Origin of the sequence: Jeotgalibacillus aurantiacus, assembly GCF_020595125.1 — a bacterium.
In the GTDB taxonomy this organism is placed as follows: domain Bacteria; phylum Bacillota; class Bacilli; order Bacillales; family Jeotgalibacillaceae; genus Jeotgalibacillus; species Jeotgalibacillus aurantiacus.
In genome coordinates this window covers 44,716-71,098 of the sequence record NZ_JACNMS010000004.1, presented here as the reverse complement: position 1 = coordinate 71,098, position 26,383 = coordinate 44,716, and the positions used below count along the sequence as shown (strand labels likewise).

Sequence of the window (26,383 nt, the reverse complement as noted above, 5' to 3'; positions counted from 1 at the left end):
TACTCCCCGTTCATTCGTAATTTATGTATTAAGATAGTAAAAGCTCATTTGATTAAACAAATGAGCTTTTACTTATATATTATATCGGATAAAGTGATCTCTTGTTTATTTATTTAGTAGATTGTCTTTCTTCAATTCGGTGAGGAAGAATAACCGTCTGATCCTCGATCACTTCTTTATTCATCAGTTTTGTCAACAGACGCATCGCAACGGCACCAATGTCATATAGTGGCTGCACTACGGATGTAAGCTGAGGACGGACCATCAGTGCAAGCTTTGTATTATCAAAGCTGATCACTTCCACATCATTTGGAATAGATGCTCCCTGATCCTGGGCACCATGAACGATTCCAAGCGCCATTTCATCATTTCCAACAAAAATAGCAGTCGGCTTTTCATCAAGCTGCTGTAGACGTGACCATGCTTCAAGTCCGCTGTCATACGTGTAATCCCCTTCAAATACGAGCTCTTCATTATAAGTGAGTCCCGCTTTTTCCAGTGCTTCCTTGTAGCCTTCAAGCTTCATGGCACGATTGATCGTGTCATGAAAAGGTCCACTCACAAATGCCACTGTTTTGTGACCTTTTTCGATCAGTGAAGTAACAGCATCCACCGAAGCCTGATAATAATCAATGTTGACAGATGGTGTCTGCTCGGTTGACTCCACAGAACCCGCTATTACAATCGGTACAGGAGAGCGCTGGAACTCGGATACATGCTCCTCGGTAATATTTCCTCCCATAAAGACAATGCCATCTACCTGCTTACCAAGCATCGTATTTAACAGATGAAGCTCTTTTTCTTCATTCTGATCAGAGTTACTTAAAATAATGTTGTATTTATACATCGTTGCGATATCTTCAATTCCGCGGGCAAGTTCAGCGAAAAAGATGTTTGAAATATCAGGAATGATGACGCCAACCGTTGTCGTTTTTTTGCTGGCAAGTCCTCTTGCAACCGCATTCGGGCGGTAACCGAGACGGTCAATGACCTCCAGCACTTTTTTCCTTGTCGCAGGCTTTACATTTGGATTTCCGTTCACGACACGTGACACGGTCGCCATGGATACGTTCGCTTCGCGCGCCACATCATAAATCGTAATATTCATCGTCAGCTCTCCTTTGTCTATTCTCATTTTCATTTATTTTCATTTTACATGATAAACCTCAGTGTTACGAAGGATTTAATGCATTTTAAATGAAGTTTGCTCAATTATGTACATAATCATATACGAGGACGGTTGCGCTTTCAATTAATATCATAAAAAAACTGAAGCTTTCCTGCACAATTGTCAGGAAAGCTTCAGAATTAAGCGGTTATTTTGCATGTACGCCCAGGTATTGCTGGACAGCATCCCAGAAATCGTTGAACTGATCAAAGTTCATCTGCTGGGCAGAATCAGAAAGGGCAACTGCAGGGTCAGGATGGACCTCAGCCATTACTCCATCTGCGCCAATAGCAAGTGCTGCTTTTGCCGTCGGAAGAAGAAGATCACGGCGGCCCGTTGAATGCGTAACATCAACGAATACCGGTAAGTGAGTTTCCTGCTTAAGAATCGGAACAGCTGAAATATCGAGTGTGTTTCTCGTCGCTTTCTCGTACGTACGGATTCCGCGCTCACAAAGGATAATCTGATCATTCCCCTGTGCCATAATATATTCCGCTGCATTGATGAACTCATCAATCGTCGCAGCAAGTCCGCGCTTCAGAAGAACAGGCTTTTTCGCCTGTCCGGCAGCCTTTAACAGCTCAAAGTTCTGCATGTTGCGGGCACCGATTTGAATAACGTCGATATAATCAACTGCCTCTTCAATATGTGCCGGGTTCACAATTTCACTGATAACAGCAAGATCATGCTTATCTGCCACCTGCTTCAGAATCTGTAACCCTTCAAGACCAAGGCCCTGGAAATCATATGGTGATGTACGTGGTTTATATGCTCCCCCACGCAGCAGTTTTAGTCCTTTTGCTTTTACTTCCTTTGCTACTGCCTCCACCTGCTCGTAGGATTCAACAGCACAAGGACCGAAGATAAATTGCGGGCTGCCATTACCGATCTTTTCACCCTTCAGTTCAACAATCGTATCTTCTGCTTTCTTTTTACGGGAAACAAGCAATGCCTTGCGATGGTCGTCTTTTTGAAGCTCAAGTCCCGCTTTAAAAATCTCTTTAAAAATATGCTCAATGGTAGAATTAAGAAATGGGCCTTTATTATTTTCAGTCAGTAAATCGAGCATCGCTCTCTCACGGACAGGCTCAAAACGATTTACTCCCTGCTTTTCTTTTACACGTCCAATTTCCTGGACCAGTTCCGCGCGCTGGTTAATAATATCCAGCAGCTGCAGATTCATCTCGTCTACTTTCTGTCTTAACTGATCTAATTCTACGTTACTCATCATAACATCCCTTTCCTTAGAAAATACCATTGATACTCTTCCCCGTATCTTTTCCAACGTGTTTAATTGTGCTACATTTTGTATAACAGTAAACCGATGTACTCAATAGGGGCTTATCAATTGTTCCCTATTATAAAACAACATTTTTAAAATGTCACGAAAAATATTTTATTAATTAAACGCTTTTAAGCGGTAAAGCGTTAAAGGAGGATATTTTACCATTGCCCAGGTCGAAATACTTTGCGCTAGATATTGGTACACGCTCAATTGTCGGACTCATAATGGAACAAACTGATTCCGGATACTACATCACTGATATGGTACAAAAAGAACATAAGGAAAGAGCCATGCTTGATGGGCAGATTCACCATGTGCCTGCCGTTGCTGCTCTTATACTGGACATTAAATCAGAATTAGAAAAAAGGCACGGAGCGCTGACCCATGTGTCAGTTGCTGCAGCAGGCCGTGCACTGAACACCCAGCGCTCCACCTATGCTGTTCCTCTCTCGGGAAGGCCTGCATTAACAAAAGAAGACATTTTACATATGGAATTGAGTGCTGTTCAAGCTGCCCAGGAAGCTGCCGCTGAAAGTCAGGAGAACAGCCATCATTACCACTGTGTCGGGTACTCAGTGCTTCATTATTTTCTTGATCAGCAGGAAATTGGAAGCCTTGAGGATCAGCAGGGGGACGAGGCTTCTGTTGAAATTATCGCCACCTTTTTACCAAGGGTTGTCGTGGAATCCTTGCTTGCCTCACTTAAAAGAGCCGGTCTCATCATGAGTGCACTCACGCTTGAACCGATCGCAGCGATCAATGTGCTGATTCCTCCTTCCATGAGACGACTCAATGTTGCGCTTGTAGACATCGGAGCAGGTACATCGGACATCGCCATTACGAATCACGGAACAGTAACGGCTTACGGCATGGTACCGGTTGCCGGAGATGAAATGACCGAAAAATTAAGTGATACGTATCTGCTGGATTTTCCAAATGCAGAAGGTTTGAAACGCGCTTTATCAGATGAACAGGAATCGATTGAAATCACAGATATTCTCGGTTTTTCTCAGGAACTTTCAAAACATGACGTCATTACCGACCTTTTACCAGCTGTAGACAAACTGGCACATGCTATTTCCGGGGAAATAAGAAGATTAAATAATGAGCAGGCACCAAAAGCTGTCATGCTCGTAGGCGGAGGCAGCCAGACACCAGGACTTACTCAGCTGCTGGCAGAAAAACTGGATCTGCCGGAAAACAGAGTAGCAGTAAGAGGCATTGAGGCGATACAGAACCTGACGCTGCACGACAGCATTAAAAGAGGGCCTGAGCTTGTTACACCGGCAGGTATCGCCATCTCTGCCAACCAGACACCGATTAATTATATTCCGGTCACGGTCAATGGTCATGAAATCCGTATGTTCGAAGTGAAAGAATTGACCGTTGGGGATGCGATTCTATCGGCGGGACTCAGTATTCCAAAACTTTACGGAAAACCGGGTCTTGCGAAAATGATTACACTTAACGGGCATACTATCACACTTCCCGGCACTCACGGTGAAGCCCCGTCCATTATACTTAACGGAGCAATGGCTGATTTAGATACAGCTATCAAAGCAGGCGATGATTTGACGATTCAAAAGGGTAAGGATGGTCAGGCATCTGAAGTGAGCCTGAAAGCGATGCTTGAAGAATCATTGACCTTTAATGTTTATGTAAATGGTGAAACGGTGCACTTTATAAGAAAAGTGTTCGTGAACGGTAAGGAAGAATCCGCTGATTATGTGTTAATGGATAGGGATGATATAACGGTTCAAAAGAAGCTGACGATTGCTGATGCCTGTCAAAAGGCCGGGTTTTCTCTTCAACAGAATAAAACGCCATTCTCTCTGGTCATTGATTCAAAAACGATGTATTTTCCGCAATGGGACGGTGAACTTCTCGTTAACAAACAGCAGGTTAACCGGAACGCTTACTTAAAAGAACTCAATCCTCATGATCAGATTGATCTTAAAAAGCCTGTTCAGCCAACTGTTTCAATGCTGAAAAAAGCAATGGAAGTGGTAGACGTTCCTTTCTTTGTGACGTTTAATGGAGAAAAGGTTGAATTTCAGTCATCCGGTACGGAATTTTATAGAAATGACCTTTTGCTTTCACCCGATGAACCTCTCGAGACCGGTGATGAACTTAAAATGAAACGAACAGCTGGTCACGTATTTTTCCAGGATATTTTTTCTCATATAGATTGGACGCCCCCGGTTAAATCCGGGAAAATTGATATCCGGCGTAACGGAGAAAAAAGTGAGCTGACTGCTCCAATATCTTCAGGAGATGTACTGGAGATCATCTTTGACTGAAAAAAGTGGACCGCTCATTAGAGCAGTCCACTTTTTTATTTGTTATGTTCTTCTTCAAGACTTTTCTCATTAATTTTAAAATGAGAAGTATTCCATACCGGTTGCCCATTTTTCACATGAAATACCTGTGGAGATTCATGTTTTGTATGGAATGCCTCTGCAATATGATTGGAAAGAGGACGGGATTCCTGTACAGCAAGGTAATAGGAATCTGTCTTATGTTTCTCCGTAAAAACCTGGTAGGCATTAAAAGCCGAAGCAGATACCGGACACGTTAAGCTGTGCTTAAGAAAGTAAAAATCTTCTCGGGACTCCAGCAGCTGCTCAAACTGGTCGACCGTATCAATTTTCTTCATACAAAACTCCTCCGTCTTACTGAAAAATTATATTCTGCTGTCAGGCGTATCTTCCTCTGTTGGAGGAGTTAGTGGATCCACCGGATGAACCGTTGGCAGCGAAGGATCTTTGGCCAGTGCTGGTCCTGCAGTTTCTTCAACCTGGCTGTCACCCGAACGGGAAGACTTTACTTTCTCAATCACTGAATTTGAACGTGATTGAACCGTCTTAGACAACTCAGATGATTTTTCTTTCGCTGCTGTTGCAAGCTCAGAACTCTTAGCTACTGCCTGGTCCTTCAACTCGTATGAACGCTCTTTAATCTTTCCAGCCTGATAATTGAGATCCTGCCTGAATTCTCCGCCTGATTTTGGTGCAAGGAATAATGCCGTAACCGCTCCTGCGATACTTCCGATAAGTGCGCCAATAATAAAGTCCTTAGAATTAGATTCATGTTTCCCCATGATAGTCCCTCCTGGAATGTTTATTTTTCAGTCCGGTCAACAGGTGGAAGCGCACGTTGTGGTTCCGGATACTTTTCTGCTTTTTGTGATCCGTCAGCAGTGCGATCCTTTTTCCACTTATTGCGAAGCTCCATAGCAACATTGCTCCACTGAACGACCTGTGCAATTTTTTCTTCATTGTTTTCCGCAGAGCGTGAAATTGTGCTTGTAATCTTTCCGATTGAATTGTTCAGCTGTTGAACATTCGTTCCAATTCCTTTTACTGCATCTACAACAGAGTTCAGCTTGGCAGATTTATTTTGAACATCTTCTGCAAGCCCGTTCGTCTTATGTAATAAATCGGTTGTTTCACGGGTAATACCATCCAGTTGTTTCTGAAGTGCTGCAACGGTATCTGCCAGACTGTTCAGCGTTTTTTTGACCGCAGTCAGCGTTACCGCCAGACTGATGCACAAAATTAAAAATCCCCCTGCTGCAAGCAGCGCACTAATATAAAGTAAGATTTCCATGAATTCAGCTCCCTTCTATTTATAATGATTGTTTTACCCTTGCCGGGAATTTGGTAAACGCTCTTTCTTTCTATTCTCTAAAGCCTCTACAAATTCCTTCAAGCATCTTATCGTATTTGTGAAAAATTAATCAAGCATGATGATCTGTCATTCTCACCACTGGCATTTCTCAGACTCCATCGTATTAGCAGTGATGGAACATCGATGTATTATCAAGATGGTACATGTTATTTGGTCATGTCGTAAGCCGCCTACTTTCTGTCGATAGTATGGATATTTATGTTATAAGCCGTATCAGCTTTTCTTAAAATGTCGATAGAAAGATGAATTTTGTGGCTAAGTAGCTCCAAAACGTTTATAGCAGACCTTTTTCTGTTGATAACCTCCCTATTTTTGTTGTAAGGAGATTTTTACTTTCAGATTCAAAACGTAAGTCTCCAGTTGCCGGTCATTCCTTCTCATCAACGATAAGACTACTCAAAAATCATCATTTCTCAAGCTCGCTTCCAGACAGACCAAGCTTCATAAAAAAGACAGCTCTCAAAAGCAGAGCTGTCTTTTAAATAAATCAGTTATTTTCGTTCAGGTAGGCTTCAAATGATTCCTGGAACTTCTGGACGTCCCCGGCTCCCATAAAGATCAGTACAGCATCTTCATGCTTGGCAAGTGGAGAAGGGTCCTCCGCTGTCAGAATCTCAGCTCCGTCAACCCTTTCCTTCAGGTCATTAATTGACAGCTTCCCATGGTTCTCACGCGCTGAGCCGAAAATCTCACATAAATACACATGATCTGCCCCTTTAAGACATGAAGCAAAGTCCTCAAGGAACGTCTGTGTCCGCGTAAATGTATGAGGCTGAAAAATCGCCACCACTTCACGGTCCGGGTATTTTTTCGAAGCTGAATCAAGTGTCGCTTTGATTTCAGTCGGGTGATGCGCATAGTCATCAATCAGGATTCTGCTACCGATTTTCTTTTCAGTAAAACGGCGCTTTACTCCCTTAAATGTCTTGAGCTGCTCCTGCACAGATTCTGTCGGGATGCCTTCATAATGGCACAGCGCAATGACAGAAAGTGCATTTAAGATCGTATGATCACCGTATGTCGGGATCTGGAATGAAGCAAAGTATTCATTTCTGACAAACACATCAAATGACGTTCCTTCTGTTGAAGTCGTTACATTTCGGGCCTGGAAATCGTTCTCTTCATTAAAACCGTAGAAAAGAACCGGCACATTGGCAACCATCTTCTGAAGATACTCATCATCACCACAGGCGATAATGCCTTTGTTAACCTGCTTCGCCATATCCTGAAAAGCAGAGAAAACATCGTCAATATCAGCAAAATAATCCGGATGGTCAAAATCAATGTTAGTCATGATCATATAATCAGGTGAATAGGACAGAAAATGTCTTCTGTACTCACACGCTTCAAATACAAAATATTTACTGTCTTCATATCCTTTACCGGTACCATCACCGATCAGGTAAGAGGTATCTGCCCCTCCCTGCATCACATGAGCAAGAAGGCCGGTTGTAGATGTTTTACCATGCGCACCCGAAACGCCAACAGAGATATAGTTATGCATAAAGTCGCCAAGGAACTTATGATAACGGATTGTTTCAACGCCCTGTTTCAGTGCTTCATCAATTTCCTCATGTTCATCCGGGAATGCATTTCCAGCAATAACTGTCATTCCAGGTTTAATATTATTTCGGTCAAAAGGCAGGATTGTAATGCCACGCTCTTCAAGCGGAACCTGAGTGAAAAAACGCTTCTCTATATCTGAGCCCTGTACATCGTGTCCCATATCGTGAAGGATCTGTGCAAGGGGACTCATACCTGAACCCTTGATTCCTACAAAGTGAAAACTTGTCATTATTGAACCTCCAGCAGTCATCTGATTTATACGCAGATGACAGTGTTAAATTATCATTCAAAATCGCACATATTTTCTTATTATAGCATGTTTCATCATTTCAACAAATAAAGCGTTTATAGCTGCTTTCCTGTACCCGTTTCCTGAAGCTGCTCCAGATCTTCACCTGTCATCATGACATCACGTGGACGGCTTCCTTTTGCTTCAGAGATCCAGCCGTGCTTTTCCATCTGATCAATCAATCTGGCAGCACGGTTATAGCCGATTCTAAAATGGCGCTGTAAAAGCGATGTGGAAGCTCCCCCATGACTCATCACAAATTCACAGGCTTCAAGCAATAATTCATCTTCTTCGTCCTGAATATCAACTTTCGCCAGAAGCTCTTCCTGCTCAAATAAGTACGATACCTTTCTCTCATTACGTACGTGTGCCACTACCTGATCAATTTCATCGTCTGAAACGAAGGTGCCCTGAAGCCGGACAGGTTTTGACGCACCATTTTCAAGAAACAGCATATCTCCCCTTCCGAGCAGACGCTCCGCTCCGGATGAATCAATAATTGTACGTGAATCAACCTGAGAGCTCACAGAAAACGCAATCCGGGTTGGTACGTTTGCCTTGATCAGTCCGGTGATGACATCCACAGAAGGTCTTTGCGTTGCGATCAGCAAATGAATACCGCACGCTCTCGCTTTTTGGGCAATTCGGCAAATGGCTTCTTCAACGTCTGCCGGTGACATCATCATCAAATCAGCCAGCTCATCAATGACGATGACGAGATAAGGCAGCTTTTGCGAATAATGTCCGGCTTCTTTGACTTTTTGATTATATCGCTTAATATCACGGACACCTGAATGGGCAAACAGCTGATAACGTCTTTCCATTTCTTCAACAGCCCATTTTAGTGCAGCCGTTGCTGCTTTTACATCTGTAATAACCGGGCTGACCAGATGCGGAATATGATTATATGGTGCCAACTCTACCATTTTAGGGTCAATTAATAACATTTTCAAATCATCTGGTGAAGAATGATACAGAAGACTTACCAGAATGGAATTAATACATACACTTTTACCTGAACCGGTAGCTCCGGCTATCAGACCATGCGGCATTTTCCCGATATCCGTTACGACCGGCTGACCCTCAATATCAAGGCCAAGTGCTACCGGCAGGGTCGCGTCCGATTGCGTAAAAGCTGGATCGGCTAAAATCTCCCTTAAGGCAACCGGACGGCTCGTCGGATTCGGTATTTCAATGCCAACAGCCATTTTCCCCGGTATCGGTGCTTCCATCCGGATATCTCTGGCTGCGAGTCCGAGCTTAATATCATCGGTTAAGCTCGTAATTTTACTGACTTTAACTCCTTTTTCAGGAAACAATTCAAACCTCGTAACGGATGGTCCCTGTGTCACATGTTTCACTTTGGCATTCACATTGAAATGGAACAAAGTCTCATCTAAAAGCTCTGCCTGAGCATTCAGCCATTCTTCATCACGTTCTTTAAATACGGGCGGAAGCAAAAGATCCTGCGATGGGAAAGCGTAATACGGAAGATCCTGATCCTGTTCTTCACTCTGCTGAATCACTGATTCTGAAACAGGTTGCGCTTCTTCCTGAGCTTCAGGCGTCTTTTCCTCAGCCACTGGCTGACTGACAGGCTCTGCCGGCTTTTGAGTCTGCTTTCTGCGATCCTGATTCAGCATCATGACATTAAACGGCACCGACCTTCTTCTTGGCCTTTCATCTTTGGTATCCGTTTTTTCAGTTGCTGATTCAGTGTTTGCAACCGGTTCTGGTTCTTCTTTCGCTTCTTGAGCTGAATGACTCAGGTCATGTTGCGTCTCATCATAAACGATTTCCAGCTTATTCTCTGATTCCGTTTCTTGTACGGCAACTGGATTGTTTTCGGTTGTTTCCGCTGAAATGTCAGTAACCTCACCAGTTTCGGTTGTTTCGGTTGTTTCAGCTTTTTCTGTTATATCTGCAATTTCGTTTGTTTCTGCCTTATCTACCGTATCTGCTATTTCAATTGCTTCTGTTATATCCGTTGAATCTGCTTCTTCAGTTTTGCGCTCAACCATCACGGCTCCTGTCTGAGTGTGCTGCAGCACGATATCCGGACGGTTTGTTTCAACATCGGTTTCTTGTGCTGAAGCTGGCTCTTCCGCTTCCATTGAGGATTCGGCTTGATTTCCAGCATTGTCTTTAACATCAGACTCCTGTTTCACCAGTGTATGCAAAGACCGTTCCTTTTTCTGCTCATTCAGGTGAATCACCTTATTCTGCTTGTCCTCTGAAACCGGGCGATCCTTATGTTTGCTGAAAGAAGAAATCTCATATTCAATTTCCTCGCTATGTATAGTCACCGGCTTTTTCTTCGGACGCTCCCTGAATCCATAAATAGGAGAAGGTACGTCTGTCGGCTGAAAAGGTCCTGCATTTGGGCTTTTTTCAACTTTTCTTGGCCGCTCCTGTTCCGGTTTGACCGCCTCCTGCTTTTGCTGCTGAGATTTACGCTCAGGCTGCGTTCTTTTAACAGAAGACTCGTCAGGTATTAGCGGGAAACGGAACTCCCCTTTTGGATACTGATAGGTCATTCTTGTCGTTAATTCCTTTTGCTGTATACGCTGTTGCGGGTGAACAGGCTTATGTTCCTGTACAGATTCATCCTCATCGCTTTGAATGATTGATAATATTTTTTTAATCCAATTCATCTTTACAACCACTCTTTTCTTACTTACTTTTTAGTAGGATTTTTTATTGTATAAATGTGATGTTCTATCCACTCACTTCCCCTATTTTAGCAGGTTTTACTCTACAATCGTGTCGAAATTGATGATTTAGTTAAATCGGATGACGGGTGAGCGTGACTTGTTTCGTATTCGGGTGTCTATTGTCATCTGGAAAAATAAAAAACCGCTCTGGTTTTGGGCTGAGCGGTGGGATGATGATATGCTTTTTAAAAAACGGGCTGGGACGCATCCTCCGCTTTCCGTGGCCGGGCGGTGAACCCGTCTGCGCTTCGCACAGTCGGTTTCACCTCCACAGGAGTCTGCGGATGCGTCCCAGCCCTTTGGTCAATAGTATCAATCATTATTAAATACTAAAATTGGAAGCTTGATTTGAAAAGCTACAATTAATCTGTAATTAAGATAAAAATTACTGCCGATAATTTTAGTGTTTCTTTTTGTAGAAGATTGCATGTGTATATGAATGAAACTGGACCCTAACTTGAGAAGACAAGGAGTTTTGTTCTTAAATAAATGAAATTACTCTTTACCTGACTCTGCGATTTGAATATACGCAGAAAATTCTCAACTTCGATATCAATCCTTTATAATGAATACAGATTCTTCTTCGTTATCGCTATTTAATACTGTCACAGTCCATTCATCAGTTGTTTCATCATATTTAACCTCTGAGATTGTTTTGACCGGGAATTCTGTCAGTAACGCTTCATCAACGAGTTCTTTTACGACTTGTGCTTCAGCTTTATCGGCATTTTTTGGGTGATAGGTAGGCAGAACAGTCACGACCACTGCTGATCCGCTCCCAGGATAAGATTCTTGAATCATTCCTGTACTAGCCACTTCAACACGCTGACCGACTTCAAGCTGTTCAGCAGCTCTCGGGAAAACCCAATCCACTGCACCGAAAAATTCACCAGCAACAGTGCCAACCTCCACTGCATAAAACGATCCCTCATTTACTTCGAATATATATTCCCCTTTTAACGAAGGATCTTCAGTAACTAATGATTCAGGCCATACGACTGCGTCTTCTGGATTTTCTGGGACAGGTTCTCCTTCAATTTCAAACACAATCTCAATATCAGGGAAAAGTGACTGTAATTTTTTCTGATCCTCTTCACTGATAAAATTATGCCATATGATTGTTTCTGCTGTGTCAATGTCTGAACTAATAGAATAACTAGCACTCTCATATTGAGTGATTATTTTATCAAGTTCATCTGCTACCCTATTTGTTTGCTCAATTAATTCTTCCTGTGTAAAAGGGGTATAATAAAAATGTATTGCATCATATGGCACTTTCCCCTGATCAACGTAGTTCTGCATATAAGTTGTTAGTGGCTCTAAGTACTTTTCCGGTTCTTTTAAACCTACCCAAATACCTTGTCTGGGCCCATCATTTTTGTTATAAATGATCCCTGCACGATTACGCTCTGTTTCACCCTCAAAGTATTCACCTAAAAGAACACTGACATCTATCATTTCGACCGGTTGCTCCGGTACTTTACCCGTATCCTCAAGTTCTCCAATGACTGCTTTGCCATCAATCACTTCAATTGTCTCGAACTCAGTAGGATTTATATTCACTTTCTCATCGACAGCCTCATTACTGCCATTAGTGTTGTTTTGAACAGATTGACCACATCCTGCCAGCATTAAAATTAGGCCTATACAAAATAAACGCTTTTTCATTTAACTAACCTCCCTCATTCCTTATTTTATATGCATTGGACGGAAATAGGTGGAAAAAGTTACAGAATACTGAAGATGAATAGGGGATTTTCCCGATTAATATTGTTTTATAGAATGTATTGATCATATTCATGATACTGTCGATACATAATTAAACCCGGGCTGAAATGTTGATGGGACTAAGCAATATGTTGATAGACCACAAAATAATGTCATTAGAAAAGCCGGCCGGTGTAGATTTACACCAGCCGGCTTTATCAGCAGTAAAATTTACAATACTTTAGTTAGACAACGGGAATGCCTGACCGGGTTCGTAGGAGTCTTCGAGTACGAGGATTCCTTTTTTGTCCGGTGCGTCAGGCAGTGCAAGTTCTTTGGCTGAACAGATCATGCCGCTTGATGGAACGCCGCGCAGTTCTGCATCTTTAATGATCATGCCACTCGGCATTACAGCGCCCGGCTTGGCTACAACCACTTTTTGACCTGCTTCAACGTTTGGTGCGCCGCAGACGATCTGTAGCTTTTCTTCTCCTACATTCACCTGACAAACGTTGAGTTTGTCAGCGTTCGGGTGTTTTTCCATCTCTTCAACGTAGCCAACAACAAATTTCGGTGTGAAGTCAGCCTCAATCTGATGGTCAAATCCGGCCTGCTGGATCACTTCATTGATTTGCTTAAGTTTTTCAGCGTCCATGTCAACTACGCCTTCTGCATCGTATGAAAAAGTTGAAGATGCTTCAAAAATGTTATAGCCTGTCACTTCATTTGTTTCATTGTTTTTAATTTGAACAACATTGCCTTTTCTTTCAAAGGCTTTGGAATGACGTGGCGTGTCATTCAGTTTAATGAGGACTACATCACCAATACCATGCTTGTTATAAAATACGTTCATCAGATTGTCTCCTTATTCCCTGCGTTTATTTTTTCCTAAGATAAAGACCGGCTCCAGTTCTCCTTCTTCGTACATGAAAGATAAAGCTGTGATCGGTACATGCCCTGCTGCAAAGAAGGACATGGCCATTTGAGCCAGTACATCATACCCTGTTTCATTGCGGATGTCACCAATGATCAGAACGTCCTGATGAGGAACGGCAACCGTCATTTCGCCTTCTATTTTATCAGCCATCTCTTTTAAAAACGAGTCATTTAAGATTCTGCTGGCATCATATCCGTCATTCGAGTTCAGGAAATAGAATACATTCTCTGCCACTTCATCCCGTTTCATCTCTGCTGGAAGGGAACGGACATTGAATAGTGCCATTTCCTTCATTTGGGCATGTGTCCAGCCCTGATCTTTCAGGAATGGTTCATCAATCAGCCGGTATGTTTTCCCAAGATCCATCGCATAAAAGATTCTCGTTTCTGCAGTATGCTCATCAAATACAAATGAAACGCCTTCTTTTGCTTCTGTCGGGAAAGAAGTCGAGCGAATCACGGGCAGGACATGCTTTTCAGGGTTTTGAACAGCCGCTTTTCTTCCCATCACTGCAAGCGCTTCTTCAACATAATAGGCGGTTTCTTCAACTGCCTGGTCCTTTTTCTGATTCCATTTGCCGATGACACTCGGAATTGAAATTTCGATTCCTTTTTTCGTTTCTTTATCTTCAACTCTGAGCTGGTCCTTTTCACGGTCGTACGTGATGACACGAACCGGATGCTCAAGTCGTTCCTTCAATTTATTTCTCATTTTCAATGAGTCCATTTTTTCTGCCATGATAACCCTCCAATAGTTGAACAGGTTTTTCTCCGCATTCTATTGTACATGAAAAAAGCCTGACGCTAAAGGAATTCATTTTGCGTCAGGCTTTACTTTTTTATGGCGATGATCTGTTTATGCAGGAAGACTCTCTACAAAATGCTCGATTTCTTCCTGCGTCTTGCGGTCCTTACTCACAAAACGGCCCGTCTCTTCACCGTTTTCAAAGGCTACAAAGCTTGGAATACCGAAAACACTAAGGTCGGCACATAGATCAATAAAATCATCACGATCTACGTAAACAAATGTGAATGATGAAAACTTTTCTTCCACTTCAGGGAGAATCGGTTCAATCACACGGCAATCCGGGCACCAGTCAGCTGAGAACATAAAAATGTGCTTACCATTATTTTTCAACTCATTAAATTGCTCCATTGATTCAAGCTTTTTCATTCTTTTCATCCTCCTGTATGAATCCTCATCTGACCTTCTTTAATCAGACGGGCTTTTCTCATGTAATGAGATAGTAACAGGGTTATAACGGCAGGTCCAATAATATGCAACAGGAGAACCTGACCGAGTACGGGAAATGAAAAACCCATCGTATTAAAAGTCATGATCTGCCCAACGAGCCCACTCGTCCCCATTCCTGCTCCTTCAGGTGAATTCTCCATTTGGAAAATAACGGTTCCAATCGGTGCGAGTAGAACACCTGCAACGGTTGGAGGGATCCAGATGAGCGGATTTCGGATAATGTTCGGAACCTGAAGCATAGATGTCCCAAGCCCCTGTGCAACCAGGCCACCCCATTTATTCTCTTTATAACTCGCCACTGCAAAACCGATCATCTGCGCGCTGCATCCAATCGTTGCAGCACCTGCAGCAAGGCCATCGAGTCCAAGCATCAGAGCAATCGCAGCACTTGAAATTGGCGCTGTAAGAGCAAGTCCCATGATGCCGGCCACAAGCATGCCCATTACAATCGGACGCTGTTCCGTTGCCCAGCTGATCCAGCTGCCGATCGACTGCATGAATTCATTAATCTCCGGTCCAACAAACGCCGAAATGATATACCCTGTTGCAATCGTAATGAATGGGGTCACGACGATATCAAGCTTTGTTGTCTGACTGACCATTTTACCGATCTCAACAGATACAAGTGCCGCCACATAGGATCCGGCAGGACCACCAAGTGAATAGCCTGCCGCTCCCGTAACAACTGCGGCAAACAGCACTAGTGGCGGCGCTTTTAGACCATATGCAACAGCTGCGCCAATGGCAGGACCGGCAAGAGTTATCGCAAGCGTCCCCATTTCTGTTAAAAAGGGAATAGAGAATTGATTTCCTATTGTCTGGATTATGAGTCCGATGATGAGGGAACTGAAAAGCCCAAGTGCCATGTAACTGAGGCCGTCAATTAAGTATATTTTAAGGGATAATGAAACTCCTTTTTTTCTAAGCCATTTCACGAATGCCCTCTCCTTTACACTTTTACTAGTGTAAAGACAGTTGTTTGTTTTGTAAAGTGGTGGCTTTATGATTTTTCATATGCAGTCGGGCCGTCCTCATCCTTCGCTTTCCGCGGCCGCGCGGTGAGCCAGCTATTGCTACGCAATACGCTGTCTCACCTGTCGCTTCTCTGCCGCAGGAGTCTTCGGATGAGGTCGGCCCTCGGGTTTGTTTATTATTATATGTTTTTTAAAATTCAGGTTGAATCGAGCGGCAGTCAGACTGATAAGTTTTTATGATCCCTGAACCATGATGATTCTATTGTGGTTATTTTGGTTATCGGGCAATAAAAAAAGAAAATGCCCAATGGTTTTGGGCATTTTCCTTTGAATGGTTATTTCCACTGGGCAGAACGGGCTGTTTCCATCATCCATTCGGCATTGTCAGCGATGTTTTGAAGGTCTGTTACGGTGGTGACTTTTACGTGGTTTACGCCTGTCACAAGTTCGTATTCTTCTTCGTCAATCTGTCTGAGCAGTACGTAGCCAAATTGGTCGTTGGCTTCGAACGTTTCGTTGACGAGCCACTCTTCAGATGAGGCTTCTGTCATTGTATAGATCGCATCCTGGCCTGCTTCTTCGTTCAGGTGATGAAAAAGAACGTAGGTTTCATTGCTTTTTTCAATGACGATGTTGTGATCAGCTTCTTCAGCGACTTCTGCGAAATAAGGAATGTGGAACTCGAGATCCTGTGCTTCTTCGTTCGCACGTTCAGGGTCTGCATTAAATACAGCCTCTACTTCTTCAAGTGTCTTGTCTCTTTGTTCCTCTATAGTTGTATTACAAGCTGCCAATACAGCTGAAAGGGCGAGTAATAGGATTAATAAACTGAATTTCTTCATGGTATTTCCTCCTGAAATTTTAAAGCATTCGTTTAACATCATACTGTTCATAGAGGCTTTTGACAACCCCTGGGAAGAGCAACTTATTTCCAGCCTATTTTTTATCGTGATATACTTTGACTATTGCGACATATTTTGAGGAGGAATGTAGATGGAACTGACGATTTATCTTGCGGGAGAAATTCACAGTGACTGGCGGAAACAGTTAAAGGAAAAAGCGAAGGAACTGCCGTACACTCTTCATTTCACAGGTCCGATGGAAAATCACGAGCGCTCGGATCAGATCGGGGAGGAAATACTCGGTGAGCAGCCTTCACCTGTTTTCAAAGATGATGCTGCATCTGCTTTTAATAATCTCCGTACACAGGTACTTATGCAAAAGGCAGACCTGGTCATCGCGCTTTTCGGTGAACAATATAAACAGTGGAACACCGCAATGGACGCTTCCGCTGCCTTAACAGCCGGAAAACCACTGATACTGATTCGACCGGAAAAGCTTCATCACGCATTAAAGGAACTCTCAAGAAAAGCAACCGTCACAGTCGAAACACCTGACCAGGCACTAAAAGCCGTTTCTTATATATTTGAAGAGGAATAAAACGACTATTTTTATACTCTTGTACGAATGAAAAAAGAGATGTCTGTTTTCACGCCTAAATAGAAGGACATGAATGACTATACTTTTGAGTGCCGGTGACATCCGAAGACTCCTTTGGAGCAAAAAAGTGCCAGCTGACTCAACGCTCGGCCACAGAAAAGTGGAAACGGGCTATATAACACACGAATTAGACAACTATTTTTGAGTATTTAACAAAGCTGTCTGTTGAATTATTTGACTACTCTTTAGCTTTATTTGACAACTTTCCTAGGTTATTTGACAACTTTAGATCGTTATTAAACAACTCTCATAGTTTTGATAATACATTTACTTAAAAAATCCGGCATTTCTGCCGGATTTTTTTATGTTCTCTTTGAAAACTCCCACTGACCAATCAGCAGCTCCAAAATATGTTCAAACATCTGATCACGGGTAATCCTGTGGTTTGTAAAAAAACCAACCGCCCCTTCTTCCTGACTGATGTTTTTGTTATGACTGTATGTCCTCATCAGCGGACCAAGTTCTTCCCCCTGTCTGAGCGGTTCAGCCAGTTCGTCCGGCAGCCTGAAACTCGCACCTGCAGCGATAAACGGCTCTCTGCCATCAGGTGTCACAAGCGCTCCCCAGTTACAAATAAAAAGTCCGTGCGGTGTCTCTGTTACACCACCTTCAAGACCAATACCAACGGCTCCGGGAAGCTTTTCTGCTGCTCCTTTTGCCCTGTTCACCGCGCCTTCGATTGTTTCCTCGTGTCCAAATGGCTGATCACTGACACCTGAGGGAATATCAAATCCTTGAACATCACCAATCTGCCAGGCGGTTTCAACAGCTTTTAATTTCGATTTGTTCAGTGTACCGACTGCTGCTTTCATTTTATGAACCCTGACGGATCGATTCGACCGTTGAACGATCACTTGCCTTTACGAGTTTAACGAGCAGCTCTTTTGCAGCTGCATAGTCATCGATATGGATCATGGAAGCTGCCGTGTGGATATAGCGTGAACAGATACCGACAACCGCACTTGGAACCCCTTCGTTCGAAATGTGGACGCGGCCTGCATCGGTACCACCCGCAGAAACAAAATACTGATACGGAATGTTGTTCGTTTCTGCTGTATCCAGAACGAATTCACGCATACCGCGGTGTGTCACCATACTGCGGTCTAAAATACGCAGGAGCGTTCCTTTTCCGAGCTGACCGAATTCATTTTTATCGCCTGTCATATCATTGGCAGGACTTGCATCCATGGCAAAGAAAATATCCGGTTTAATCAGGTTGGCAGCTGTTTGTGCCCCTCTCAAGCCGACTTCCTCCTGCACGGTTGCACCACTGTACAGCGTATTAGGCAGTTTTTCATCCTTCAGCTCTTTCAGTAGCTCGACTGAAATTCCACAGCCATAACGGTTGTCCCATGCTTTGGCTAGGATTTTTTTATTGTTTTCCATAGGCGTGAATGGACAAACCGGTACAATCTGCTGACCTGGACGGATGCCCATTGATTCAGCATCTGCCTTATCGTCTGCCCCAACATCAATCAGCATATTTTTTATTTCCATCGGCTTTGCCCGTTTTTCTTCGCTTAAAAGATGAGGTGGAATTGATCCGATCACACCAATGATTTTTTTATCTTCTGCCACAATTTCAACGCGCTGTGCCAGTAAAACCTGACTCCACCAGCCGCCGAGTGTCTGGAAACGGATCATCCCGTTTTCGGTAATACCTGTCACCATGAACCCAACTTCATCCATGTGGCCTGCCGCCATGACAACCGGTCCATCTTCAGGTCCTTTTTTCAGTCCAAAAATACTGCCAAGACCGTCCTGAACGATTTCATCTGAATACTTGGAGAGTTCCTGTTTCATAAACTTGCGGATTGCATGCTCATTTCCGGGTGCGCCGGGTAATTCTGTTAACGTTTTAAATAGAGATAATGTATCCTGATTCATTATGTATAACTTCCTTTCTGTCGTGTGTCGAAACAACTAACGTTTATTTTACAGAACTTTCACTCCTCTTGCCACAATGGAACAACTAATTTGTCAAAATTGGAAAAGAGAGATGCAGATAAAGAGCCGATCCGCTATACTGATAAAAGAACGGTCCGGAGGTGAAAGTGAACATGAACTGGAAAGATGTATCAATTGGTGCAGCAGTTGGGCTGGCAGCAGGTGTTCTTATCAGTAAAAGCGCTGCTCAAACCGTTTCAGTATCTGCTGACAAAGTGTTGAATGATGTAAAAACACAATTTAAGAAGCAGGGCCCAATCGATGGCTCCTGGATTCAGATGAATCCTGAAGAGCATGAAGTGATGGGTGTAAAAAATAAAGTCTACCGTGGGGGCATTTCCCGTCATCAGGGAAGTGATCTTGAGCAGTTTGAGTTTATTGCGGACTCAAAAACCGGTACAGTGATGGATATTTACAAGATCTCATAAATGCTAAAGAGACTGGAACGGTTTGTTCCAGTCTCTTTTTGAGTTTGAGAAGATTCTTAAAAAACGGGCTAAGACTCATCCTGCGCTTTCCGTGGCCAGGCGATCCCGCACCTGATTAGCGCTAACAAACATTATGAAGCAAAAACGGGACGGGTCGCATCCTTCGCTTTCCATGGCCGGGCGGTGAACCTCTTGTGCTGCGCACAATGGGTTCACCTGTCCCTTTCCGCCATAGGAGTCTTCGGATGCGACCCGTCCCTCTGATTATTATTTCCAGAAAAAAAAACAATAAGAACAAAGCGCGCTGTTCAGTCTATTTGTTAAAAAGATCTATTAATCCTTGAAAGCAGTCCTTTTTAGGGAGTCTGCTACTTCTTTGCCTGATGGATCCCATTTGATCATGCGGTAGATGGCGTCGTGGTAGAAGCTGAACCACCAGCCTTCTGCCAGTCCTTTTTTCACCCAGTGTTCTTTAGCGAAGACGCTGGTCATTGGGTAATCGTCATAGGCAAGCACCCATAAAGGGTTCTGGTGGGCGTGGGTTGGCATGAGATCAGCCATATGAACAATGGTTTCTCCCTGCTGTTCAAGAACAACGATGGAGTGTCCGTCACTGTGTCCGCCTGTATGGATCATTTTGATGCCGGTCAAAATCTCTATCTCTTTTTCAAAAGTTTTCACCTGATCCTGAACCGGCTCCCAGTTTTCTTTCCAATATGTATTACGTGATCTAATATTCGGATTTCTCAATTCATTCCATTCTATCTCTGATGTGTAAATATCCGCATTCGGGAACACTGAATTCAGGTGACCATCAGTAATGCCGGTTAAACCGCCTGCATGATCAAAATGCATATGTGTCATTAAAACCGTATCAATATCCTCAAGCGTAAGCCCCAGCTCCTTCAATGATTGATCCAAAGCAGCTTCCCTGGTAACCCCGTAATTCCTTTTTTTCTTGTCATCGAGCTTACCGTATCCGACGCCTGAATCAATCAGCAGATTCCGTTCACCTGTTCGGATCAGTAACGGCTCTGTCACAAGCTCGATCTGATTAAGCTCATTAACCGGGTATTTTCGTGACCAAAGCGGCTTTGGCACAACCCCAAACATCGCACCTCCGTCCATGTTTGTAATACCCCCATCAAGCCAATACAAAGTCCAATCACCAAAAGTAAAAGAATCCAACTCCATCCCCTCCTTATGTATACGTTTTCATTTTAACATAAACAGTATGAAAAATGAGCGCTTGCTCAGTTGCTCATATATAAATAACCCGACTCACCCGTACACTCCTATGATGGAAGCGAGGGATTAGTCGAGCCCGATTTTTTCTCTATATATAAAAAAAGAATGAGGTTTTATACAAACCAAAGGGCCGGACTCATCCGTAGACTCCTGCGGCAGAAAAGCGACAGGTGAGACAACGTAGCGCGAAGCGCAAGTTGGCTCACCGCGCGGCCGCGGAAAGCGAAGGATGAGTCCGGCCCGGTTCTTTATTCTTGATACTGCACTTCACAACGGTAAATCGGCTGACCTTTAGCCGAAAACTTCTCTTCATACTCTGTCATAATATTACCCTCAAAATCACTCTTATGAAGATCCAGACTTACATATTTGAGCAGCATGCCATACTGCGAAAAACTCCAAAGCGAATACTCAAATAGTCCGCGATTATCTGTCTTAAAATGAATCTCTCCATTTTCAGGAAGCACCGTTTTATACAAATCAAGAAACTTCTTAAATGTCAGACGGCGTTTCTCATGACGGGTTTTTGGCCATGGATCTGAAAAGTTAAGATACACTCGGTCAACCTCACCCGGCTCAAATACGTCAGCCAGGATTTCAGCGTTGATCGTCAGAAGCTTTACGTTTGGCACATCAGCTTCAATCATTTTGTCCAATGCCACAACCGCAACACTTTCAGACAGCTCAATGCCGATATAGTTGACGTCCGGATTTTGCACGGCCATTCCTGTAATGAATTGGCCTTTCCCCATACCAACCTCGATATGGATCGGATTGTCGTTACCAAAAACGGCATTCCATTTTCCTTTGTGTTCCTGAGGAATAGCCGGAACAATAGAAGGAAATTCATCTAAACGGTCTTTTGCCCATGGTTTATTACGTGTTCTCATTGCTTTCTCCTTATCCAATTGCTGATTTCAGCATTTTTTTATAAAAAGCTGTGCATAAAAAATAGCCTTGATGATTTCCAGTTTCCCAGAAAGGCACCAGGCTATTTTTTATTTTCATGAACCCAGGCTGTCTGGAAACAGCGCTGTAGGAAATTCATCCATTTCGTGACGTCATGAAGCCGGCCTTTATCTTTTTGCCACTGGAGCATAATGAGGGCCTGGCATACGACATACCATTTCATACGAAGACGGAATTCATCTGTCAGTTCTTCTCCGTAGTCAGCCATCCAATCTGCCCATTCAACTTCGGGCACATACCAGTATAGCAGCATTCCAACATCGACTGCAGGATCTGCAAGCATCGCACCATCCCAGTCAATCAAAAACAGTTCGTCAATTTCAGAGAGCAGCCAGTTATTGTGGTTGACATCTCCGTGACAAACAGCAAAATTCTCCGTTGTTAGATCATCTATGTGCCGGTTTAAAAAGTCGAGTGCTTCCCTGACCGGCTTTAAAAACGTTAATTCCGTGTCCAGTGTGGATACCACCTCTTCAAGCATTAAAGAAGGGGCATACGGTTCTTTTCCTAAACGACGCAGCATAGAGGTTAACGGCTTGGAGCTATGAATTTTTTTCAGCATTTTTGCGATACGGGGACCATTCATCTCCTGCGCTTTTAACTCACGGCCGTTTAGCCAATGCTGAGCCGTAATGACATCGCCATTTTCAAGCCTCTTTGTCCATTTCAGCCGGGGAACAATTCCTTCAGCAGATAACACGGCAAGAAAAGGGGATGAATTGCGCTTAAGAAATAACTTCTGCTCGTGATAGCGTGCGAAAAAAGCTTCACCCGACGCTCCACCAGCGGACATAATCTCCCATTCCTGATCAAACAGATGTTCCAATTCACTCACCTACTAATGTTGAGTCATTTCTTTTACTCGTTTTACAGAACAGAAAAAGATAGCTGCTGCTTACATAAACAATAGCTATCTTATGCAGATTTTATCGTTAATTGATGGGTTTCGTCAAGACCCATCTCTGAAATCCGCTATTTTCAACGTTTTTGCAGCCACCTGTGCGAAAAGCTTGGCATCCGGTCCAATTTTCCCTTTATCCTCACCATCTGCATGAAGACGTACATAATGGGAGGGAGTCAGTTCAATTCTCTTCACTTTTGCTGTATGTACTTCTTTAAAACGGATATGTTCGCCTTTGAAAACACTCAAAAACACCGTTAGAAATTTGATGACTGACAGACCGTGAACAATGGTCACGTCAAGCTCCCCATCCATGGAATCTGCCTTCGGTGCAATCCGCATCCCTCCACCAAAGTAAGGCTGATTGGAAATCGTGACGAACCAGACTTTTTCAAATGAGAAAGGCTGTCCATCAAGTTTCGCTTTCAATGTAAATGGCTTAAATGTAAACAGACAACGGATTAAAAATACGACATAGACTAGCTTCCCTAGCGAAAGCCGGTTCAGCTGTTTTTTCAGCTTTGACCGATTGGCAAGCCAGGCTACTTCAGCATCAAAACCCGCACCGAGATTGCTGACCGCATACCCGTTTTCATTAGCCTGAAATGCAATCGATTCATGGGACGTTGACGTTTCATCCCACTCTATGATTCTCTTGATCCCCGTTTCAGAAAGAGGTACCCCACTGAAATATCTCGCAAAATCATTTCCCGATCCTGCTAGAACAGAGGTAAAGTAAGCCTCGTTATGTATGGATGACCCGTCAAAAACCTCATTCATCGTCCCGTCTCCGCCCATCACGGCAAAAAGCACTTCAGTCTCCCGGTTCAAACGGCACCAGGCTTCTGTCCGTTTCCTGGCGTCTCCAGCTGATGTAGTCACCCAGATTTCGACAGACTCATTCTGATAGCGGTTAAGCACCTCCAGAAAAGCAGGACCCGCCTTTCCTCCACCTGCCTGTGGATTTAAAACAAAGATCGTTTTCATTCTTCCGGATCCATCAGCAGGTCGTTTTCATCCTGTTCTGACTCACTCCACTGCATTCTTCTGACAGAGGTTGTCTGTGTAAAGTCGACCAGCGCTTTTGCTGCTTTCATCTGCATGTGCTTAAATGGAGAACCCATGTTTTTCTGGGCTTCATGCCACTGGTTGACGGTTCGTTTATCAAGAAGACGATAGCCATAAGGTACATCAGGGAAATCAAGATAACCGTTTCTTGACATGATAGCTTTCTTAACTGAAAAGTCTACTTCTGCTTTGGCAAAAATCGTTTTAATAATAGATTCTGTCCGGTCTAATGACAGCATCGGACTGAGCAATGAGCGCTCCTTATCACCATGCTTCACTTTCCAGAATCGGTCCATTGATCCGACAAATACGGCATCATTCGCCTCCTCAAGAATAGAGATACACCACAGATCCGTCGGGGTAAATAACAGAACCTCCAGTTCAACCGGTGCTTTTTTCAACAGCATAACCGGTTCATACATCAGTAAAAACGTATCAGGGAAGCGCTGTAAAAAGAATTTCAGCTTTTCATCTCTTGTATATTTCGCATCTATGTATGATTTTTCAGTTAAGGTGGAGCTCGCCCATTTTAACTGAAAATGAAACAGCTGATCGAGATAAAGGTGCTTCAGGTCCTCGATCGTTTCTGGGCGGTAATAGACAGAAGGCTCAAAACGGAAGGAATCATCATCCTCAGGTGCAGGCTCCCCCTCCACTTCCTCATGAGATTCATTTTTCACCCATATCTTCTTGAAGCGGTCAAACAGCGTACTTTTGCCCTCAACCTCTTCTTTGAACTGATTGAATTCATCTTCGTTTAAAAAAATCCCGCCGTCTTCCCATTGTTCCTTCAGCTTGTTCCACTGCTGTTTTTTCAACCTAACGTACTGTGAAGGATAGCGGATCATATCTCTTTCATATCTTGATACGTAATCCTGAAGCTTAATCAGCTGAGCCACTTAATCTCCTCCTTCTTTACTCGTAAGTTCATATGTCCAAACCCCTTTATATTTTGGCGTTTTCTCAGGGAAGATCTGATATAAAACAATGTCTTTCACCTCGAGTATAAATGGCAAAAGATCCTGCTTAAGGGCAATCGGTTCCTGATGATCCCATTTCTTTGCCACCGTAATATGGGGCCTGAACGGCCTGTTTTCACGTTTTCTTCCGGCCTCTTCAAGACACAGCTGCACATCCTCATACAGCTGCTCAAGCGAGTCAGAAGCTTCAGGTCCTGCCCATAAAATCCTGGGCTTAAGCGAATGTCCGAAAGTACCCACTTCCCGTACTTCAACTTCAAATGAGTGATGAACCGGCAATTTTTCCTGTAAACAGGTTTTAAACTGCTCAAGAAAGCTTGAATCAGCAGACCCGAGAAAGCTCAGTGTAAGATGAAAATCCTCAGGGTGGGTCCATTTTTTAAATGCGTATATTTTCTTCCATTGCTCCTGCTGTAAAGCGAGATGCTCCTCTGCAGGTTGCGTCAGGCTGACTGCCAGAAAATAATGAGGCTCCATGCATACACGCTCCATTCTCATTTGCTGCAACGCTCTTTCCTTTTATTATCGGCAAAAAAGTCCGATCTTTGCGGACAGTTTATTTTACCACTCTTCACCTTGATCATTACCGTTATTATACAACGATCAACCCGGAAGGAATAGCAATCATGATGAATGCCTGATCATTGAATCCCGCTGACGTTAAATGTAGAATAAAACCACAACGTGCAGTTGAAAGGATGACCGTGATGAGAGTTGTAAATAATATCGCTGAATTAATTGGAGATACTCCATTTGTTAAACTAAACAGGCTGCAGCCTGAAAAAGGCGCAACGGTCTATGCAAAGCTTGAATTTTACAATCCAAGCAAAAGTGTAAAAGACCGCGCTGCATTTAATATGATTGTTGAAGCTGAAAAATCAGGAATGTTAAAGCCCGGCTCTACCATTATTGAGCCGACAAGCGGAAATACAGGAATCGGAATTGCCATGAATGCTGCCGCAAGAGGCTACCGTTCCATCCTTGTCATGCCTGATACGATGACCGCTGAACGCATTAACCTGCTGAAAGCTTACGGGGCAGAAGTCGTATTAACGCCGGGTGACGAGAAAATGCCGGGCGCGATTAAAAAAGCGAATGAACTGGCCGGGCAAATTGAAGGAAGCTTTGTCCCAATGCAGTTTGAAAACTTCGCAAACCCCGATGCGCACCGAACATCAACAGCACTCGAAATCATTGAAGCTGTTGAACAGATCGGAAAACCGCTTGGTGCCTTTGTCGCAACAGCTGGAACCGGCGGAACGATTACAGGTACTGGCGAAACATTAAAAGAAAAATACGACAGCGTCCAGGTACACGTCGTTGAGCCTGCCGGATCACCGGTCCTTTCAGGAGGAAAACCCGGAAAACATAAACTGGTCGGCACAAGCCCGGGATTTATTCCTGATATTTTAAATCAGGATGTTTATGATGAAATTCATAAAATTGAAGATGATGATGCTTATGACATCACACGCAGACTTGCGCGCGAGGAAGGGATCCTTGTCGGTCCGTCATCAGGTGCTGCCTGCTATGCCGCTTTGAAGGTGGCTGAGACACTGCCGGAGGATTCCATCGTGATCTTTATTGCCTGTGATACAGGGGAACGTTATTTATCGAGTGATGTTTTTAGATTTGAGGAGTAATATAATAACCGGGTCGGATGCCGTAGAAGTCTAGAGGCATCCGACCCTTTTTTAGCGTTAATACATAAACCAATCGGGTTTCAGAAAAGAGATTTTCACTAAAGTGTCCAAGTTC

The 26,383-nt window shown here is 43.5% G+C and carries 25 protein-coding genes; 4 read left to right on the top strand and 21 right to left on the bottom strand.

All coding sequences use genetic code 11. The annotated features are described in order from the left end of the window. Positions 1-109: 109 nt before the first annotated feature. Both ccpA and H7968_RS13215 read right to left on the bottom strand, forming a co-directional pair. A complete protein-coding gene (gene ccpA / locus H7968_RS13220; protein ID WP_227396597.1) occupies positions 110-1,108 on the bottom strand; it encodes a catabolite control protein A in 999 nt (332 codons plus the stop codon). 208 nt (positions 1,109-1,316) lie between these two features. Next, positions 1,317-2,396, bottom strand: coding sequence for a bifunctional 3-deoxy-7-phosphoheptulonate synthase/chorismate mutase (locus H7968_RS13215; RefSeq protein ID WP_134375042.1), 1,080 nt, complete (start codon positions 2,394-2,396; stop codon positions 1,317-1,319). 221 nt (positions 2,397-2,617) lie between these two features. On the opposite strand from H7968_RS13215, the gene H7968_RS13210 reads away from it, so the two are divergent. Beyond that, positions 2,618-4,753, top strand: coding sequence for a cell division protein FtsA (locus H7968_RS13210; RefSeq protein WP_227396596.1), 2,136 nt, complete (start codon positions 2,618-2,620; stop codon positions 4,751-4,753). A gap of 35 nt (positions 4,754-4,788) precedes the next feature. Here H7968_RS13210 and ytxJ read toward each other — a convergent pair whose 3' ends face one another. From ytxJ to H7968_RS13155, 11 genes are all read right to left on the bottom strand, one after another. After that, complete coding sequence (ytxJ, locus tag H7968_RS13205) at positions 4,789-5,109, bottom strand: bacillithiol system redox-active protein YtxJ (protein ID WP_227396595.1); 321 nt, start codon at positions 5,107-5,109, stop codon at positions 4,789-4,791. 27 nt (positions 5,110-5,136) lie between these two features. Then, positions 5,137-5,553, bottom strand: coding sequence for a YtxH domain-containing protein (locus H7968_RS13200; RefSeq protein ID WP_227396594.1), 417 nt, complete (start codon positions 5,551-5,553; stop codon positions 5,137-5,139). A gap of 20 nt (positions 5,554-5,573) precedes the next feature. Next, positions 5,574-6,062, bottom strand: coding sequence for a DUF948 domain-containing protein (locus H7968_RS13195; RefSeq protein ID WP_227396593.1), 489 nt, complete (start codon positions 6,060-6,062; stop codon positions 5,574-5,576). Positions 6,063-6,630: 568 nt separating this feature from the next. Next, positions 6,631-7,938 carry a UDP-N-acetylmuramate--L-alanine ligase gene (gene murC / locus H7968_RS13190; RefSeq protein WP_227396592.1) on the bottom strand — a complete coding sequence of 436 codons (1,308 nt, stop codon included), beginning with the start codon at positions 7,936-7,938 and terminating at the stop codon, positions 6,631-6,633. Between the two features lie 116 nt (positions 7,939-8,054). Then, entirely contained in the window at positions 8,055-10,652 is a 2,598-nt protein-coding gene (locus tag H7968_RS13185) for a DNA translocase FtsK (protein WP_227396591.1), read from the bottom strand. A gap of 612 nt (positions 10,653-11,264) precedes the next feature. Continuing rightward, the gene (locus H7968_RS13180) at positions 11,265-12,380 is read right to left on the bottom strand and encodes a DUF3221 domain-containing protein (protein ID WP_227396590.1); all 1,116 of its coding nucleotides are present in this window, start codon (positions 12,378-12,380) and stop codon (positions 11,265-11,267) included. Positions 12,381-12,660: 280 nt separating this feature from the next. Beyond that, entirely contained in the window at positions 12,661-13,272 is a 612-nt protein-coding gene (gene ytpR, locus H7968_RS13175) for a YtpR family tRNA-binding protein (protein WP_227396589.1), read from the bottom strand. A gap of 12 nt (positions 13,273-13,284) precedes the next feature. Then, positions 13,285-14,094 (bottom strand): DUF1444 domain-containing protein, encoded by an 810-nt coding sequence (locus H7968_RS13170; protein ID WP_227396588.1) that lies wholly within the window; start codon positions 14,092-14,094, stop codon positions 13,285-13,287. Positions 14,095-14,211: 117 nt separating this feature from the next. After that, positions 14,212-14,529, bottom strand: a complete 318-nt coding sequence (locus H7968_RS13165; protein ID WP_134375019.1) for a thioredoxin family protein — start codon at positions 14,527-14,529, stop codon at positions 14,212-14,214. A gap of 5 nt (positions 14,530-14,534) precedes the next feature. Next, positions 14,535-15,545 carry a PTS transporter subunit IIC gene (locus H7968_RS13160; RefSeq protein ID WP_227396587.1) on the bottom strand — a complete coding sequence of 337 codons (1,011 nt, stop codon included), beginning with the start codon at positions 15,543-15,545 and terminating at the stop codon, positions 14,535-14,537. A gap of 374 nt (positions 15,546-15,919) precedes the next feature. Further along, positions 15,920-16,426: a hypothetical protein gene (locus tag H7968_RS13155; protein WP_227396586.1), complete on the bottom strand. Its 507-nt coding sequence runs from the start codon at positions 16,424-16,426 to the stop codon at positions 15,920-15,922. Between the two features lie 151 nt (positions 16,427-16,577). On the opposite strand from H7968_RS13155, the gene H7968_RS13150 reads away from it, so the two are divergent. Beyond that, positions 16,578-17,024: a YtoQ family protein gene (locus tag H7968_RS13150; RefSeq protein ID WP_227396585.1), complete on the top strand. Its 447-nt coding sequence runs from the start codon at positions 16,578-16,580 to the stop codon at positions 17,022-17,024. Between the two features lie 362 nt (positions 17,025-17,386). Here the strand turns inward: H7968_RS13150 and H7968_RS13145 are convergent, their stop codons facing one another. Next, entirely contained in the window at positions 17,387-17,896 is a 510-nt protein-coding gene (locus H7968_RS13145) for a DUF84 family protein (protein ID WP_227396584.1), read from the bottom strand. A gap of 1 nt (position 17,897) precedes the next feature. Then, complete coding sequence (locus tag H7968_RS13140) at positions 17,898-18,971, bottom strand: M42 family metallopeptidase (RefSeq protein ID WP_134375011.1); 1,074 nt, start codon at positions 18,969-18,971, stop codon at positions 17,898-17,900. A 173-nt stretch (positions 18,972-19,144) separates the two neighbouring features. On the opposite strand from H7968_RS13140, the gene H7968_RS13135 reads away from it, so the two are divergent. Beyond that, complete coding sequence (locus H7968_RS13135) at positions 19,145-19,459, top strand: hypothetical protein (RefSeq protein WP_134375009.1); 315 nt, start codon at positions 19,145-19,147, stop codon at positions 19,457-19,459. Between the two features lie 333 nt (positions 19,460-19,792). On the opposite strand, the gene H7968_RS13130 is transcribed toward H7968_RS13135, so the two are convergent. The 6 genes from H7968_RS13130 to thpR all read right to left on the bottom strand — a co-directional run bounded on the left by H7968_RS13130 (position 19,793) and on the right by thpR (position 25,102). Next, positions 19,793-20,647, bottom strand: coding sequence for a YtnP family quorum-quenching lactonase (locus H7968_RS13130; RefSeq protein ID WP_227396583.1), 855 nt, complete (start codon positions 20,645-20,647; stop codon positions 19,793-19,795). A gap of 308 nt (positions 20,648-20,955) precedes the next feature. Beyond that, on the bottom strand, positions 20,956-21,597 hold the full coding sequence (gene trmB / locus H7968_RS13125) for a tRNA (guanosine(46)-N7)-methyltransferase TrmB (RefSeq protein ID WP_227396582.1): 642 nt from the start codon (positions 21,595-21,597) through the stop codon (positions 20,956-20,958). A gap of 101 nt (positions 21,598-21,698) precedes the next feature. Next, positions 21,699-22,502 (bottom strand): phosphotransferase family protein, encoded by an 804-nt coding sequence (locus tag H7968_RS13120; protein WP_227396581.1) that lies wholly within the window; start codon positions 22,500-22,502, stop codon positions 21,699-21,701. Positions 22,503-22,625: 123 nt separating this feature from the next. Next, entirely contained in the window at positions 22,626-23,564 is a 939-nt protein-coding gene (locus H7968_RS13115; RefSeq protein WP_227396580.1) for a diacylglycerol/lipid kinase family protein, read from the bottom strand. Continuing rightward, positions 23,561-24,544, bottom strand: coding sequence for an NERD domain-containing protein (locus H7968_RS13110; RefSeq protein ID WP_227396579.1), 984 nt, complete (start codon positions 24,542-24,544; stop codon positions 23,561-23,563). The genes H7968_RS13115 and H7968_RS13110 overlap by 4 nt, the downstream gene beginning before the upstream one ends. After that, positions 24,545-25,102 (bottom strand): RNA 2',3'-cyclic phosphodiesterase, encoded by a 558-nt coding sequence (gene thpR, locus H7968_RS13105; protein ID WP_227396578.1) that lies wholly within the window; start codon positions 25,100-25,102, stop codon positions 24,545-24,547. Positions 25,103-25,332: 230 nt separating this feature from the next. Here thpR and cysK point away from each other — a divergent pair, with 230 nt between their 5' ends. Beyond that, entirely contained in the window at positions 25,333-26,268 is a 936-nt protein-coding gene (gene cysK / locus H7968_RS13100; RefSeq protein WP_227396577.1) for a cysteine synthase A, read from the top strand. Positions 26,269-26,383: the final 115 nt, after the last annotated feature.

Coding starts and splice junctions, on each gene's coding strand:
- H7968_RS13145 (WP_227396584.1), bottom strand. CDS start 17,896: ATGAAAGCAGCAGTCGGTACACTGAACAAATCGAAATTAAAAGCTGTT.
- thpR (WP_227396578.1), bottom strand. CDS start 25,102: ATGGAGCCTCATTATTTTCTGGCAGTCAGCCTGACGCAACCTGCAGAG.
- ytpR (WP_227396589.1), bottom strand. CDS start 13,272: ATGAACGTATTTTATAACAAGCATGGTATTGGTGATGTAGTCCTCATT.
- H7968_RS13165 (WP_134375019.1), bottom strand. CDS start 14,529: ATGAAAAAGCTTGAATCAATGGAGCAATTTAATGAGTTGAAAAATAAT.
- H7968_RS13140 (WP_134375011.1), bottom strand. CDS start 18,971: ATGAATCAGGATACATTATCTCTATTTAAAACGTTAACAGAATTACCC.
- H7968_RS13135 (WP_134375009.1), top strand. CDS start 19,145: ATGAACTGGAAAGATGTATCAATTGGTGCAGCAGTTGGGCTGGCAGCA.
- H7968_RS13180 (WP_227396590.1), bottom strand. CDS start 12,380: ATGAAAAAGCGTTTATTTTGTATAGGCCTAATTTTAATGCTGGCAGGA.
- H7968_RS13115 (WP_227396580.1), bottom strand. CDS start 23,564: ATGAAAACGATCTTTGTTTTAAATCCACAGGCAGGTGGAGGAAAGGCG.
- H7968_RS13200 (WP_227396594.1), bottom strand. CDS start 5,553: ATGGGGAAACATGAATCTAATTCTAAGGACTTTATTATTGGCGCACTT.
- H7968_RS13155 (WP_227396586.1), bottom strand. CDS start 16,426: ATGAAGAAATTCAGTTTATTAATCCTATTACTCGCCCTTTCAGCTGTA.
- H7968_RS13150 (WP_227396585.1), top strand. CDS start 16,578: ATGGAACTGACGATTTATCTTGCGGGAGAAATTCACAGTGACTGGCGG.
- trmB (WP_227396582.1), bottom strand. CDS start 21,597: ATGAGAACACGTAATAAACCATGGGCAAAAGACCGTTTAGATGAATTT.
- H7968_RS13215 (WP_134375042.1), bottom strand. CDS start 2,396: ATGAGTAACGTAGAATTAGATCAGTTAAGACAGAAAGTAGACGAGATG.
- ytxJ (WP_227396595.1), bottom strand. CDS start 5,109: ATGAAGAAAATTGATACGGTCGACCAGTTTGAGCAGCTGCTGGAGTCC.
- ccpA (WP_227396597.1), bottom strand. CDS start 1,108: ATGAATATTACGATTTATGATGTGGCGCGCGAAGCGAACGTATCCATG.
- cysK (WP_227396577.1), top strand. CDS start 25,333: ATGAGAGTTGTAAATAATATCGCTGAATTAATTGGAGATACTCCATTT.
- murC (WP_227396592.1), bottom strand. CDS start 7,938: ATGACAAGTTTTCACTTTGTAGGAATCAAGGGTTCAGGTATGAGTCCC.
- H7968_RS13170 (WP_227396588.1), bottom strand. CDS start 14,094: ATGGCAGAAAAAATGGACTCATTGAAAATGAGAAATAAATTGAAGGAA.
- H7968_RS13185 (WP_227396591.1), bottom strand. CDS start 10,652: ATGAATTGGATTAAAAAAATATTATCAATCATTCAAAGCGATGAGGAT.
- H7968_RS13195 (WP_227396593.1), bottom strand. CDS start 6,062: ATGGAAATCTTACTTTATATTAGTGCGCTGCTTGCAGCAGGGGGATTT.